This is a genomic window from Pseudomonas sp. NFPP25 (assembly GCF_900116505.1).
Lineage (GTDB): Bacteria > Pseudomonadota > Gammaproteobacteria > Pseudomonadales > Pseudomonadaceae > Aquipseudomonas > Aquipseudomonas protegens.
This window is the reverse complement of record NZ_FPBG01000005.1, coordinates 663,726-677,608: the sequence shown is the minus strand read 5'-3', so window position 1 is coordinate 677,608 and position 13,883 is coordinate 663,726. Positions and strand designations below refer to the sequence as shown.

General features: G+C 65.6%; 13 protein-coding genes. 9 read left to right on the top strand and 4 right to left on the bottom strand.

Translation table 11 applies throughout. From position 1 onward, the window contains the following. Positions 1 to 27 precede the first annotated feature (27 nt). The 3 genes from BM382_RS22975 (at position 28) to BM382_RS31910 (ending at position 1,689) form a co-directional block, all read left to right on the top strand. Positions 28 to 321, top strand: a complete 294-nt coding sequence (locus BM382_RS22975) for a putative quinol monooxygenase (RefSeq protein ID WP_011059085.1) — start codon at positions 28 to 30, stop codon at positions 319 to 321. 34 nt (positions 322 to 355) lie between these two features. Further along, on the top strand, positions 356 to 1,369 hold the full coding sequence (locus tag BM382_RS22970; protein ID WP_072444003.1) for a zinc-binding alcohol dehydrogenase family protein: 1,014 nt from the start codon (positions 356 to 358) through the stop codon (positions 1,367 to 1,369). Between the two features lie 143 nt (positions 1,370 to 1,512). Next, positions 1,513 to 1,689, top strand: a complete 177-nt coding sequence (locus tag BM382_RS31910) for a hypothetical protein (RefSeq protein ID WP_015634024.1) — start codon at positions 1,513 to 1,515, stop codon at positions 1,687 to 1,689. Position 1,690: 1 nt separating this feature from the next. Here BM382_RS31910 and BM382_RS22965 read toward each other — a convergent pair whose 3' ends face one another. Continuing rightward, the gene (locus BM382_RS22965; protein ID WP_011059082.1) at positions 1,691 to 2,887 is read right to left on the bottom strand and encodes a multidrug effflux MFS transporter; all 1,197 of its coding nucleotides are present in this window, start codon (positions 2,885 to 2,887) and stop codon (positions 1,691 to 1,693) included. A 93-nt stretch (positions 2,888 to 2,980) separates the two neighbouring features. Then, positions 2,981 to 3,178, bottom strand: coding sequence for a heavy-metal-associated domain-containing protein (locus tag BM382_RS22960; protein WP_011059081.1), 198 nt, complete (start codon positions 3,176 to 3,178; stop codon positions 2,981 to 2,983). Between the two features lie 145 nt (positions 3,179 to 3,323). On the opposite strand from BM382_RS22960, the gene BM382_RS22955 reads away from it, so the two are divergent. The 3 genes from BM382_RS22955 to cueR all read left to right on the top strand — a co-directional run bounded on the left by BM382_RS22955 (position 3,324) and on the right by cueR (position 6,654). Beyond that, positions 3,324 to 3,707, top strand: a complete 384-nt coding sequence (locus BM382_RS22955; protein WP_011059080.1) for a hypothetical protein — start codon at positions 3,324 to 3,326, stop codon at positions 3,705 to 3,707. A gap of 149 nt (positions 3,708 to 3,856) precedes the next feature. Continuing rightward, entirely contained in the window at positions 3,857 to 6,253 is a 2,397-nt protein-coding gene (locus BM382_RS22950; RefSeq protein WP_072444001.1) for a heavy metal translocating P-type ATPase, read from the top strand. Continuing rightward, positions 6,250 to 6,654: a Cu(I)-responsive transcriptional regulator gene (gene cueR / locus BM382_RS22945; RefSeq protein ID WP_011059078.1), complete on the top strand. Its 405-nt coding sequence runs from the start codon at positions 6,250 to 6,252 to the stop codon at positions 6,652 to 6,654. The genes BM382_RS22950 and cueR overlap by 4 nt, the downstream gene beginning before the upstream one ends. A 238-nt stretch (positions 6,655 to 6,892) precedes the next feature. Here cueR and BM382_RS22940 read toward each other — a convergent pair whose 3' ends face one another. Then, the gene (locus BM382_RS22940; RefSeq protein ID WP_011059077.1) at positions 6,893 to 7,789 is read right to left on the bottom strand and encodes a PA4780 family RIO1-like protein kinase; all 897 of its coding nucleotides are present in this window, start codon (positions 7,787 to 7,789) and stop codon (positions 6,893 to 6,895) included. 443 nt (positions 7,790 to 8,232) lie between these two features. Between BM382_RS22940 and BM382_RS22935 the strand changes: the two genes are divergently transcribed. Next, positions 8,233 to 10,179, top strand: coding sequence for a methyl-accepting chemotaxis protein (locus BM382_RS22935; RefSeq protein WP_011059076.1), 1,947 nt, complete (start codon positions 8,233 to 8,235; stop codon positions 10,177 to 10,179). Positions 10,180 to 10,262: 83 nt separating this feature from the next. Here the strand turns inward: BM382_RS22935 and BM382_RS22930 are convergent, their stop codons facing one another. After that, on the bottom strand, positions 10,263 to 11,540 hold the full coding sequence (locus BM382_RS22930) for an acetyl-CoA C-acetyltransferase (protein ID WP_072443999.1): 1,278 nt from the start codon (positions 11,538 to 11,540) through the stop codon (positions 10,263 to 10,265). A gap of 130 nt (positions 11,541 to 11,670) precedes the next feature. Between BM382_RS22930 and BM382_RS22925 the strand changes: the two genes are divergently transcribed. Beyond that, positions 11,671 to 13,023 (top strand): 3-oxoacyl-ACP reductase, encoded by a 1,353-nt coding sequence (locus BM382_RS22925; RefSeq protein ID WP_072443997.1) that lies wholly within the window; start codon positions 11,671 to 11,673, stop codon positions 13,021 to 13,023. Between the two features lie 2 nt (positions 13,024 to 13,025). After that, on the top strand, positions 13,026 to 13,880 hold the full coding sequence (locus BM382_RS22920; protein WP_011059073.1) for a MaoC family dehydratase: 855 nt from the start codon (positions 13,026 to 13,028) through the stop codon (positions 13,878 to 13,880). Positions 13,881 to 13,883: the final 3 nt, after the last annotated feature.

The window sequence follows — 13,883 nt, the reverse complement described above, 5'->3', positions numbered from 1 at the left end:
CATCGCCCAACACCTGAGGAAGCCCACATGTCCCAAGCCTTCACCGCGATTGCCACCCTGATCGCCAAGCCCCAGCAGCAAGACGTTCTCAAGCGCGAGCTCAGCGCCCTGGTCTTGCCCAGCCGCGAGGAAAGCGGTTGCCAGTACTACGAGCTGCACCAGGATGCCGAGCAACCGGGCACCTTCTACGTGCTGGAGCGCTGGGACGATGAAGCAGCCCTTGAGTTTCACAACAACACCGCGCACTTCCGGCATTTCCTCCATCAGACCCGCGAGGCGATCGAGCACTTCGAGCTCAAGCGTCTGCAGTTGATTGTCTGAGCCTTTTTTCCCTACTCATCATCAGGAACTCAACATGAAAGCCATCGCTTATTACGCTTCCCTGCCCATCGACGATCCCAAGTCCCTGCAAGACATCGAGCTGCCCGAGCCCGTGGCCGGCCCTCGCGATCTGCTGGTGGAAGTCAGGGCCATCTCGGTCAACCCGGTGGACACCAAGGTGCGCCAGAACGTCCAGCCCGAAGGTGGCGCGGCCAAGGTGCTGGGCTGGGACGTGGCCGGGGTGGTCAAGGCCGTGGGCAGCGACGTCAGCCTGTTCAAGGTCGGTGACCGGGTGTTCTACGCCGGCTCCATCGCCCGGGCCGGCGGTAACAGTGAGATGCACACTGTGGATGAACGGATCGTCGGCCACATGCCCAAGAGCCTGGACTTCGCCGCGGCCGCCGCCCTGCCGCTGACCGCGATCACCGCCTGGGAGCTGCTGTTCGAACGCCTGCAGATCAGCCAGGAGCCGGCTGACAAAGGCCAGAGCCTGCTGATCGTCGGCGCTGCCGGCGGGGTCGGTTCGATCCTCACCCAACTGGCCCGTCAGCTCACCGGCCTCAAGGTGATCGGCAGTGCCTCCCGCGAACAGACCCAGGCCTGGGTCCGCGAGCTGGGCGCCCATGCGGTGGTGGACCACAGCCAGCCACTGAGCGCCGAACTCCAGCGCATTGGCGCAGGCCAGGTGACCCACGTCGCCAGCCTGACCCAGACCGATGCCCACCTCGACCAACTGGTGGAAGCCCTGGCACCCCAGGGCAAACTGGCGCTGATCGACGATCCGAAAAGCCTCGACGTGACCAAGCTCAAGCGCAAGAGCCTGTCGTTGCACTGGGAGTTCATGTACACCCGTTCGCTGTTCGAAACCGCCGACATGCAAGAGCAGCACGTGCTGCTCAACCGGGTCGCCGAACTGATTGACGCCGGCACCTTGAAGACCACGGTGGGTGAGCACTTCGGCCAGATCAACGCAGCCAACCTGCGCCGCGCCCACGCCCTGCTGGAGAGTGGCAAGGCTCGCGGCAAGATCGTCCTCGAAGGTTTCTGAGGCGTTAACGAACGGCAGCCGGCACCGGTAAAAGGTGCTGGCTGCCGTCAGTCCGAGAGTTGATTCCGGTCATATTTGTGACCGTATTCGGGTCTACACTGGGGGCCCTTGCAGCGCAGTCTTTTACCGTTAGGAGGTCAGCAATGAAGATCCTGATAAAAGAATTGGCACACCCCCAGGGCTCTCAATGGCAGGTACGGCTCGACCAGCATGTGGTGACGTTCCGCAGCGAGGCCGAAGCCCGGGCCTTCACCCAGACCCTGCAAAGCCGCCTGCAAGCCCCCCACCCGATTCCCCAGAGCCAGCGCGCCACCGGCTGACTCAGAGCTCGGCAGCCTTCAGCGCCCGGGCATTCTGCAAGCGCCGGGTCATGACCGCCATGCTCACCGCCAGCACACCGCACAGGCTGATGACCATGGCCATCGGCATGGCGCTGCCGTCATGCAGCACACCCACCAGGTACGCCGCCCCTGCCGCCACGCTGAATTGCAGGCAACCGAGCATCGCCGAGGCGCTGCCGGCCCGTGCGCCCTGACCATTCATGGCGCAGGCTGCGGCATTGGGAATGATGCAGCCCAGGCTGGCGATACACACGAACAGCGGCAGCAGCAGCGGCCAGAGCGCACTGGTGTGCAAGGCGCTGACGCCGAGCAGGGTCAGGCCCGCTGCCAGGTAGATCCACACGGTGCGCGCCAGCAGGAACGCCGGGCCACGCTTGGCCAGCAGGCGCGCATTGATCTGCGCCACCAGGATGAAGCCCCCGGCATTGATCCCGAAGAACCAGCCGAAGTGCTCCGCTGGCACGCCGTAGAGTTTGATGAAGACAAAGGGCGAACCGGCAATGTAGGAAAACATCCCGGCAATGGCGATCCCGCCGGTCAAGGCGTGGCCGAGAAATACCCGGTCCGACAGCAGCAGGCCATATTGGCGCAGCGCCCCGGACAGAGGCAGGCGCGGGCGGGTGGCCGGCATGCTTTCCGGCAGGCCCAGGGCCACTGCCAGCCCGGACAGTGCACTGAACACCGTGAGCATGATGAAGATCGACTGCCAGCCGTAGAGGTTGACCAGCAGGCCGCCCAGCATTGGCGCCAGGATCGGGGCCAGGCCCATCACCAGCATCAGTTGGGAGAAGACCTTGGCCGAACCCACCGCATCGCACTTGTCGCTGACCACGGCCCGGGAAATCACCATCCCGGCGCATCCGCCCAGGGCCTGGACAAAGCGTGCGCCGATCAGCCATTCCAGGTTCGGCGCATAGGCGCAGGCCAGGGAGGCCAGCGTGAACAGGCCCACCCCCGCCAGCAGCGGCAGACGCCGGCCAAAACGATCGGCCACCGGGCCATAGGCCAACTGGCCGATGGACAGGCCGAGGAAGTAGGCGGCCAGGGTCAGCTGAACGTGTTTTTCATCGGTGCCGAAAGCCAGGGCCATCGAGGGGAAGGCCGGCAGGTAGAAGTCGATGGCCAGCGGGCCGAAAGCGCTCAGAGCGCCGAGAATCAGGATTGTGCGGAGGTTCATGGCATCCAAACGAGCGTTGGTCAGCGGTCGCACAGTCTAGCCGCGCTTGGACGCCTTGAACATTCCGATAGGTCGCTAACTATATAAAAAGGCTCAGGCAACCTTGACCGCGTAGCCTTCCTCGCTGATCAGGCTGATCACCTCATCGCTGGACAGGCGGCTCTCGACTCCGACTTCCTTGGCCGCCAGATCCACCCGCACGGTGGCCGCCGGGTCCTTGCTTTGCAGCGCCTGGGTGATGGCACGCACACAGTGACCGCAGGACATGCCTTGAACGTTGAATACTTGCATTGCGCTTCTCCTGTATTGGGTCGGAGCAAGTCTTGTCCTTGCCACCGTGGCAAGGTCAAGTTCCGGATTGATCTGCCGGGCTGGAAATCGGCGGCGCGCTCGGCCAAGCTGCACGTCTTACGACATCACAGCGGGAGATTCAGCCATGCGCTGGTCAACTTTCAGCCTCGTCGGCCTCCTGGGCCTGTTCGCGGCAACCCCATCGGCGCTGGCCGCCGGAGAGGACTACGGCGTGCTGATCATTTCCAGGGAGCGGCTGGAAGTCGCCACGTCCTGCGAGATCGGCCTGTACATCCAGGACCAGCTCGCCGGCCGGCTGTTCCAGGAACAAAGCGCCTCGTTCAACCTGCCGCCGGGCAAGGTTTCTCTGCGCCTGAAACTGCTGCCAGGCCAGGCCCCGGGCTGCAATGCCGGGCTGCTTGCCCCGAGTTCCCAGGACATCAGCCTGCGGGCTGGCGATGTGCTGAAGTTCCGCATCGCCATGAACGCCTCGGGCATGTACCTCAAGCCCGCCGCCCTGGAATACTGACACCCCGCCCCCTGCCGAGCTCCCGGGGCCTGCTGTTCGCGCACTGCGAGCAGCCCCTGGGACAAAATGAAGCACCCGTGCAATGCCCCCTTGACCTTGCCTGCGTGGCAAGGTTGATCCTGTAGGCAACATTCACAGGGAGCGTCGCCATGCCTGAATCAACCACTTTCGACCTGCCGATTGCCGGCATGACCTGCGCCAGTTGCGCCGGGCGCGTAGAGCGTGCCCTGGGCAAGGTCGCCGGCATTCGCACGGTCAGCGTCAACCTGGCCACGGAACAGGCTCGGGTCGAAGCACCGCAAGACAGCCTGCCGGCCCTGCTGGAAGCCGTGGAAAACGCCGGCTACAGCGTGCCGGTGCAAGCCGTCGAACTGAGCATCGGCGGCATGACCTGCGCCACCTGCGCCGGGCGAGTCGAACGCGCCTTGAACAAACTCCCCGGCGTGCGCAGCGCCAGCGTCAACCTGGCCACCGAGCGTGCCCATGTCGAACTGCTGGGCCAGGTCGACCCGGCGCTGCTGGTCAATGCCGTGACCCAGGCCGGCTACTCCGCCAGCCTGTGGCAGGCCGAGCAGAAACAGGGCGACGAGCAACAGCAGAACCTGCGACGCGAGCGCTGGAGCCTGGTGCTGGCCATCCTCCTGGCCCTGCCCCTGGTGCTGCCGATGCTGGTGCAGCCGTTCGGCCTGCACTGGATGCTTCCGGCCTGGGCCCAGTTCGCCCTGGCCACCCCGGTGCAGTTCATCTTCGGTGCACGCTTTTATGTCGCGGCCTGGAAGGCCGTGCGCGCCGGCAGCGGCAACATGGACCTGCTGGTGGCCCTGGGCACCAGCGCCGGCTATGGCCTGAGCCTGTACGAATGGGCCACCGCCGCCGCGGGCAGCATGCCGCACCTGTACTTCGAGGCCTCGGCGGTGGTAATCGCCCTGGTGCTGCTGGGCAAATACCTGGAAAGCCGCGCCAAGCGCCAGACCGCCAGTGCCATCCGCGCCCTGGAAGCCCTGCGTCCGGAACGGGCGATCCAGGTTATCGACGGCCGCGAACAGGAAGTCGCGATCAGCGCCTTGCGCCTGGGTGACCTGGTGCTGGTCAAGCCCGGCGAGCGCTTTCCGGTGGACGGCGAAGTCATCGAAGGCCAGAGCCATGCCGATGAAGCGCTGATCAGCGGCGAGAGCCTGCCCGTGCCCAAGCAACCCGGCGACAAGGTCACCGGTGGCGCCATCAACGGCGAAGGCCGGCTGCTGGTGCGCACCCTGGCCCTGGGGGCGGAAACCGTGCTGGCGCGGATCATTCGCCTGGTGGAAGACGCCCAGGCCGGCAAGGCACCGATCCAGAAACTGGTGGATAAAGTCAGCCAGGTGTTCGTGCCCACTGTCCTGGTACTGGCGCTGATCACGCTGGTGGGCTGGTGGCTGTACGGCGCACCGCTGGAAACCGCGGTGATCAACGCCGTGGCGGTGCTGGTGATCGCCTGCCCTTGCGCCCTGGGGCTGGCCACACCCACGGCGATCATGGCCGGCACCGGCGTGGCGGCCCGCCACGGCATCCTGATCAAGGATGCCGAAGCCCTGGAGCGGGCCCACGAAGTCAGTTCGGTGGTCTTCGACAAGACCGGCACCCTGACCTCCGGCACCCCGCGCATCGCCCATATGCAGGCGGTGGAAGGCGATGAAAACAGCGTGCTGCAACTGGCCGGTGCCCTGCAGCGCGGCAGTGAGCACCCTCTGGCCAAGGCCGTGCTGGACCTGTGCCAGGAACGCCAACTGCCGGTGGCTGACGTCAGCGCCAGCCAGTCCCTCACCGGGCGAGGCATCGCCGGCACCCTGGAGGGCCGCCAACTGGCCCTGGGCAACCGCCGCCTGCTGGAAGAAAGCGGCCTCAACCCCGGCGACCTGGCCCAGGCGGCCAGGGACTGGGAACACGAAGGCCGGACCCTGTCCTGGCTGATCGAGCAGAGCCCGCAATCCCGGGTGCTGGGCCTGTTCGCCTTTGGCGACACCCTCAAGCCCGGCGCGCTGCAGGCGGTGCAGCAACTCAATGCACGGCATATCAGCAGCCATTTGCTGACCGGCGACAACCGCGGCAGCGCCAAGGTGGTGGCCGATGCCCTGGGCATCACCGACGTGCACGCCGAAGTGCTGCCGGCGGACAAGGCGGCCACGGTGGCCGAGCTGAAAAAGACCAGCGTGGTGGCCATGGTCGGGGATGGTATCAACGACGCCCCGGCCCTCGCGGCGGCGGACATCGGCATCGCCATGGGCGGCGGCACCGACGTGGCCATGCATGCGGCCGGCATCACCCTGATGCGCGGCGATCCACGGTTGATCCCGGCGGCCCTGGAAATCAGCCGCAAGACCTACGCGAAGATTCGCCAGAACCTGTTCTGGGCCTTCGTCTACAACCTGATCGGCATCCCGCTGGCGGCCTTCGGCCTGCTCAACCCGGTGCTCGCCGGGGCGGCCATGGCGCTGTCCAGCGTCAGCGTGGTCAGCAATGCGCTACTGTTGAAAACCTGGAAACCCAAAGACCTGGAGAACGCCGAATGAACATCGGCCAAGCAGCCCGAAAGAGCGGCCTGAGCGCCAAGATGATCCGTTACTACGAGTCCATCGGCCTGCTCAAGCCCGCCCATCGCAGTGACAGCGGCTATCGCCTGTATGGCGATGACGACCTGCACAGCCTGGCCTTCATCAAGCGCTCCCGGGACCTGGGGTTTTCCCTGGAGGAGGTGGGCAAGCTGCTGACCCTGTGGCAGGACCGGCAGCGGGCCAGCGCCGATGTGAAGGCCCTGGCCCGCCAGCATATCGACGAGTTGAACCAGAAGATCCGCGAGCTGGCAGGGCTGCGCGACACCCTGCAGGACCTGGTGGAGCACTGCCAGGGCGACCACCGCCCGGACTGCCCGATCCTCAAGGAACTGGCCTCGGGCAGTTGCTGCGGATCCTGAGCCTGTGACCTGCTGGCCCATGTAGCCGCTGCCGAGCCCTGGACGAGGCTGCGAAAAGGCCCGCAGGACCTTGCTTGGCGATCTCCCGCCAGACCTCGGCGCCCTCAAGATCCCTGCGTCCCTTCGGGCCGTGCGCAGCCTTCGGCAGCGGCTACAAGGTGCAAGGGGCCAAGGGGCCAAGGGGCCGGGTAGTTTGCGGGAATGAAAAATCCGGCCAAGGCCGGATTTTTTTATGGCATCACTGCATCCAGGGCGGAGGCGGTGGTTCTTCGGATTTGCCCGGCGGCGCATCATCCGCCGCGCGTACTGCCTGGCGACGCTCCTCGTCCAGGCGCGCCGCTTCGATCTCGCGGATCACGCTGCCGACATCCGCCAGTTCTTCGGGGTCGTCGAACTCGCCGGTCAGCACGCTGCCCGGATGCAAGGTGCCAGCCTCGTACAGGGCCCACATTTCCTTGGCATACCGAGTGCCCTTGAGTTCCGGGGCAAAACGCCCGAAATAGGACGCCATGTTGCCGACGTCACGCTCCAGCATGCTGAAGGCATGGTTGTTGCCGGCAGCATCCACCGCCTGGGGCAGGTCGATGATCACCGGGCCATCCGGGGTCAGCAGCACGTTGAACTCGGAAAGGTCACCGTGCACCAGGCCGGTACACAACATCAGCACGATCTGGGAAATCAGGAAGGCGTGATATTCACGGGCCTGGTCCGGTTCCAGCACCACATCGTTGAGCCGCGGTGCCGCATCGCCGTACTCGTCGGCCACCAACTCCATCAACAGCACACCTTCGAGGAAGTCGAACGGCTTGGGCACCCGCACCCCGGCATTGGCCAGGCGGAACAACGCCGCCACTTCGGCGTTCTGCCAGGCGTCCTCGGTTTCCTTGCGCCCGAACTTCGAGCCCTTGGCCATGGCCCGCGCCTGACGGCTGTTACGAACCTTGCGCCCCTCCTGATACTCCGCCGCCTGACGGAAACTGCGTTTGTTCGCCTCCTTGTAGACCTTGGCGCAACGTAGCTCGTTGCCGCAGCGCACCACATACACAGCTGCCTCTTTACCACTCATGAGTGGGCGCAGCACCTCGTCTACCAGACCGTCTTCGATCAGCGGTTCAATGCGTTTTGGAGTCTTCATCAGCTTTTATTGTGGGTCCCTTGTTACCAAACACGCGAAAGTCACTCGTTATACGGCAATCCTCCCACGACGGGAAAGGGCTGCCGACCACCGAGCGACAGCAATGCACTCAATGTGCCAGATCAATCCATCGACGCCGCCAAGGATCATAGCCGAGACGGCGTCCGCAACCGTCCATCAGTGGCACTCAGGCCAGCCCCTTCGCGGGCCTGCCCGCGGAAGTTTTTTTCTGCCTGAGGCTCAATATTGCCCGGCGCCAGCCGAAGCCCTCAGAGAGACAGGGAGTTTGTCCGACAATCCAATAAAGACGTCAGCCACCGGCCAAGGTTCGATCGCCGCGGGCTCGACTTCACCCCAGGGATGCAATCAGCGTCATCTTTCAAGCTGCCGATAAATCCGCGAGTCGCCTGCACTTCGTGGTCTTACAAAAAACTGGAGCGCGGATGAACATCAAACAGAAATTGACCTGGGCCTTTGCCGTCATCGCCAGCCTGCCCGTGGTGCTGGTAGCCACGCTGGTGGTGATCAACCTGCGCAGCGAGGCCGAAAACACCTTCGTCGACGGCAGCGGCCGCGAGATCCGCCAAGTGGCCAACGCCATGCAGCTGTTCTTCGAAGGCATCAGCCAGAACATCGATTACCTGGCCGCTCAACCCTTGATCACCCAGGCCGGCGACAACCTCAAGACCTGGATGAGCGCCGATGCCGCGAAGGCCCCGGAAGGCGAGCAGGACAAACGAATCTTCGAGCTGTTCGCCGCCATGGCCGCCAGCCATCCTGCCTATTCCTATGTGTCCTATGGCGTGAGCAACGGCGGATACGTCTCCTGGCCCGCCGACCTGAAGCTGGCCAACTACGACCCCCGCGTACGCCCCTGGTACAAGACCGCCCAGGCCAACCCGGGCAAGACCCTGCGCACCGAGGCCTACTACTGGGCCAGCGACGATGCGGTGCTGGTCAGCACCGTGCGCTCGCTGGCCAACCAGTTGGGCCCCCAGGGCGGCGTGGTCGCAGTCGACGTGTCGCTCAAGCAGCTCACCGAGATCGTCAAACAGATCAAGCTGGGCGAATCGGGCTACCTGATGCTGATGGAAAACAACGGCACGGTGCTGGTGGACCCCAAGCAGCCGGAGCACAACTTCAAGGCCCTGGGCAGCCTCGGCGAGGGTTACGCGCAACTGGCCAAGGCCGGCAAGGGCCTGGTGCAGGTGGAACTGGGCGGTGAGCACTACATGGCCAACGTCTGGCCTTCGGAGCAACTGGGCTGGACCTTCATCGGCCTGATCAAGCAGAACGAAGTCATGGGCGCGGCCACCCAGCTGACCTGGATCATCGCCGGTATTGCCGCGATCCTGGCGGTGCTGTTCGCAGTGCTCGGGGCGAGTTTCGCCAGCCTCATCGTGCGGCCGATCCGCGGCGTGGCCAGTGGCCTGGAAGGCATTGCCCAAGGCGAAGGCGATCTGACCCGCAGCCTGAATATCCGTGGCAGCGACGAAACCGCGCAGTTGGCCAACTGGTTCAACCAGTTCCTGGCGGCAATCCGCAACCTGATCCAGAGCATCGGCCAGGCCGCGCAGAAGATCCTCGCCACTTCCCACAGTTCGACCCAGGTCTCCAGCGACATGGCCGAAGCCGCCGGGCGCCAGCGCGAAGCGGTGGACATGGTGTCCACCGCCTTCCACGAAATGGTCGCCACCGCCAACGAAGTGGCCCGCTCCTGCAGCCAGGCCGCCGAGTCGGCGGACAGTGGCCAGCGCCAGGCCCGGGAAGGCCAGCAGCAGATCGATGACGCGGTGCACAGCGTCGATCGCCTGAGCCAGGAGATCGAACAGTCGGCGCAGTCGATGCAGCAACTGGAACGCGACAGCACCGACATCCAGTCGATCCTCGGCACCATCCGCTCGATCGCCGAACAGACCAACCTGCTGGCGCTGAACGCGGCCATCGAGGCCGCCCGGGCCGGGGAGCAGGGTCGCGGTTTTGCCGTGGTGGCCGACGAGGTGCGGGCCCTGGCCAAGCGTACCGCCGACTCCACTGCCGAGATCGACGGGCTGCTGGGCAACCTGGCCAAACGCACCAGCGCCGTGACCCAGCAGATGCACGCCAGCCTGGAAGTGTCCCAGCAGTCGGTGAACCGCATCGGCCTGGCGCGCAACAGCTTCGGGCAGATCCGCGAATCGGTGGACGTGATCCGCGACATGAACACCCAGATCGCCACCGCCGCCGAAGAGCAGCATCAGGTGGCGGAAGACATCAACCGGCACATCAGCCAGATCCATGGCGATGCGCAACTGGTGGCGGAACTGGCGAACTCGGCGCGCCTGGACTCCCAGAGCCTGGCGGGGCTGTCCAATGAGCTGGACGCCCTGGTACGGCGCTTCAAGACCTGAAGACGCCTTCGCCGGCAAGCCGGCTCCTACGGATGGGCGGCATTTCTGTGTAGGAGCCTGCGTGCCGGGGAAGGCCACGAACCTCAGCGCTCGATGATCGCCGTCACACCCTGGCCGCCCGCGGCACAGATGGAAATCAGCCCGCGCCCCTGCCCCGCCACACTCAGCAGCTTCGCCAGGTTGGCGACGATGCGCCCGCCGGTGGCGGCAAACGGGTGCCCTGCCGCCAGGGAACTGCCTTTGACGTTGAGCCGGGCGCGATCGACGCTGCCCAGAGGTGCCTCCAGGCCCAGCCTGGCCTTGCAGTACTCGGGGTCTTCCCAGGCCTTGAGAGTGCACAGCACCTGGGCGGCGAAGGCTTCGTGGATCTCGTAGTAGTCGAAGTCCTGCAGGCTCAGGCCATTGCGCGCCAGCAAGCGCGGCACGGCGTATACCGGGGCCATCAGCAGCCCCTCGGCGCCGTTGACGAAGTCCACCGCCGCGGCCTCGCCGTCGCGCAGGTAGGCAAGAACCGGCAGGCCCCGCTCCCTGGCCCACGCTTCACTGCCCAACAGCACCAGCGAGGCGCCATCGGTCAGGGGCGTGGAGTTGCCCGCCGTCAGCGTGCCGCTGGCGCTACGGTCGAAGGCCGGCTTGAGGCTGGCGAGCTTTTCCAGGGTCAGGTCCGGGCGCAGGTTGTTGTCCCGGGTCAGGCCGAGGAAGGGAGTGATCAGGTCGTCCTGCCAGCCTTCGGCGTAGGCGGCGGTCATTTTCTGATGGCTTTCCAGGGCCAGTTGATCCTGATCGGCGCGGGCAATGTTCCAGGTCTTGGCCATCTGCTCGCAGTGCTCGCCCATGGACAAGCCGGTGCGCGGCTCGCCATTGCGCGGCAGTTCCGGCTTGAGGTGATGGGGCCGCAGTTGCAGCAGGGTCTTGAGCTTGTCGCCGGTGCTCTTGGCGCGGTTGGCCTGCAACAGGATCTTGCGCAGGCCTTCGTTGACCCCGATCGGCGCATCCGAAGTGGTATCCACCCCGCCGGCGATGCCGCAGTCGATCTGCCCCAGGGCGATCTTGTTGGCCACCAGCAGCGCCGCTTCCAGGCCCGTGCCGCAGGCCTGCTGGATATCGTAGGCCGGGGTGGTGGGCGAAAGCCGCGAGCCGAGGACGCATTCGCGGGTCAGGTTGAAGTCCCGGGAATGCTTGAGCACCGCACCGGCGGCCACCTCGCCAAGGCGCAGGCCGTGCAGGTTGTAGCGCTCGATCAGGCCCTCCAGGGCGGCGGTGAGCATCGCCTGGTTGCTGGCGGTGGCATAGGGGCCGTTGGAACGGGCGAAGGGGATGCGGTTGCCGCCGATAATCGCGACGCGACGCAGCTGTGTCATGGAAAGCTCCCTATTCTGTGAGTGCGACTGCGGTGGGTACCTCCTCCAGCGTAGGAGGGATCTGGCCGATCGAACGACCCAGGGCCATTCATGGTCCACACTTTGAACCCCAACCTTCGGAGTGCGTTCCATGTCTGACCGTTATATCGACTTCGCCAACTCGTCCATCGGCCAGCGCCTGGTCGGGGCTCTTGGCCTGCCGTCGCCGGTACGCCTGGAGCGCTGGCAAGCCGGTCGCCTGCGGCCTATCGAAGGTGCGCTGTTGCTCGGCGGCGGCGCGCTGGCACAACAGGTGGCCGCCCTGGCGCCGCGCCTGACCGATGGCATCTACAGCTATGGCGCCGACCCGTCCCTGGCCACCCCCTGGATTCCCGGCCACGGGCCCAGGCTCAAGGCCGTGGTGTTCGACGCCAGCGAGCTGCTGCACACAGACCAGCTCAAGCAATTGCGGGAATTCTTCCAGCCACTGCTGAGAAACCTCGAGCCCAGCGCCCACCTGGTCATCCTCGGGCGTGCCCCGGAAACCCTTGACGAGCCCTTCGCCGCCAGCGCCCAGCGCGCCCTGGAAGGCTTCAGCCGCTCCCTGGCCAAGGAACTGCGCAACGGCGCCACCCTGCAATTGCTGTATCTGGCAGCCGGAGCGGAAGAACAGCTGGAAGGCGCCTTGCGCTTCTTTCTCTCGCCCAAGAGCGCCTACGTTTCCGGGCAGGTGATCCGCTTGCAGCCCTGCGCGACCCAGGTCCAGGACTGGAGCCGCCCGCTGGCCGGGCGCAAGGCCCTGGTCACCGGCGCCGCCCGCGGCATTGGTGCGGCCATCGCCGAAACCCTGGCCCGGGACGGCGCCCAGGTCCTGCTGCTGGACGTGCCCCAGGCCAAGGCCGATCTGGAAGCCCTGGCGGCCCGTCTCGGCGGCCGCGCCATCTGCCTGGACATCTGCGCCGAAGACGCTCCGGCACAGTTGATCGAGCAACTGCCGGAGGGCATCGACATCCTGGTGCACAACGCCGGCATCACCCGGGACAAGACCCTGGCCAACATGACCCCGGAATACTGGGACGCGGTGCTGGCGGTGAACCTCAATGCGCCCCAGGTGCTGACCCAGGCCCTGCTGGACAGCGCACGCCTGCACGACCATGGCCGGGTGATCCTGCTGGCCTCCATCAGCGGCATCGCCGGCAACCGCGGGCAAACCAACTACGCCGCCAGCAAGGCCGGGCTGATTGGCCTGGCCCAGGCCTGGGCGCCGCTGCTGCACGCCCGGGATATCAGCATCAATGCCGTGGCGCCGGGCTTCATCGAGACCCAGATGACCGCCAAGGTGCCCTTCGCCCTGCGCGAAGCTGGAAGGCGCATGAGTTCCCTGGGCCAGGGCGGCCTGCCCCAGGACGTTGCCGAAGCGGTGGCCTGGCTTGGCCAGCCGGGCAGCGGCGCCGTCAGCGGGCAGGCCCTGCGGGTCTGCGGACAAAGTCTCTTGGGGGCCTGAAAATGACTGCACACTGGCACGAACTGAACCTGCCCGCGTCCCTGCCGCCGCTGTTTCTCAAAGCGGCAATGCGCCGACGGATCAACGGCACGCAGTTACCCGAATACGGCCTGCGCTGCTGGATCAGCCTGACCCCCGGGCAACTGGCGGGCTACCGCAAGGTCTGCGGCTTTGCCGATAACGGCCTGCTGCCCGCGACCTACCCCCATGTACTGGCGTTTCCCTTGCAGATGCAGCTGCTCACTGCCCGGGACTTTCCATTTCCGCTACTGGGGCTGATTCACCTGGGCAACAGGATTCGTGTGTTGCGCCCCATGGGCAATGTCAGCAGCGTTCGAATCGGGGTCCAGGTGTGCAACCTGCAACCTCACGCCAAAGGCGCAACATTCGACCTGGTGACCACAGTGGACGATTTGCTGGGCCCCCTCTGGGAAGCGCAAAGCCGCATGCTCTGCCGTGGAGTCAAGTTGGCGGGAGAACCTTCCAGCCAACACTTGCCCAACGCCGACAACCTCGGCGAAATCGCCTGCTGGCGCGCCGAGCGCGATATCGGCCGGCGCTACGCCAGGGTTTCCGGCGACTACAACCCGATCCACCTGAGCGCCTGGAGCGCCCGGCTGTTCGGCTTTCCCCAGGCCATCGCCCATGGCCTATGGAACAAGGCGCGCACCCTGGCAGCCCTGAGCGAGCATCTGCCAGCAGCGAACATCGAAGTGACGGTGCAGTTCATGAAGCCCGTGCTGCTGCCCGGCGACGTACGCCTGCTAGCCAGTGCCGGGGGTTCAAGCGGAGAACTGCAGTTGCTGGGCAGCGGCGAGTTGCAGCATATGCTGGGCAACTGGCAGCCCATCGCCTGAGGG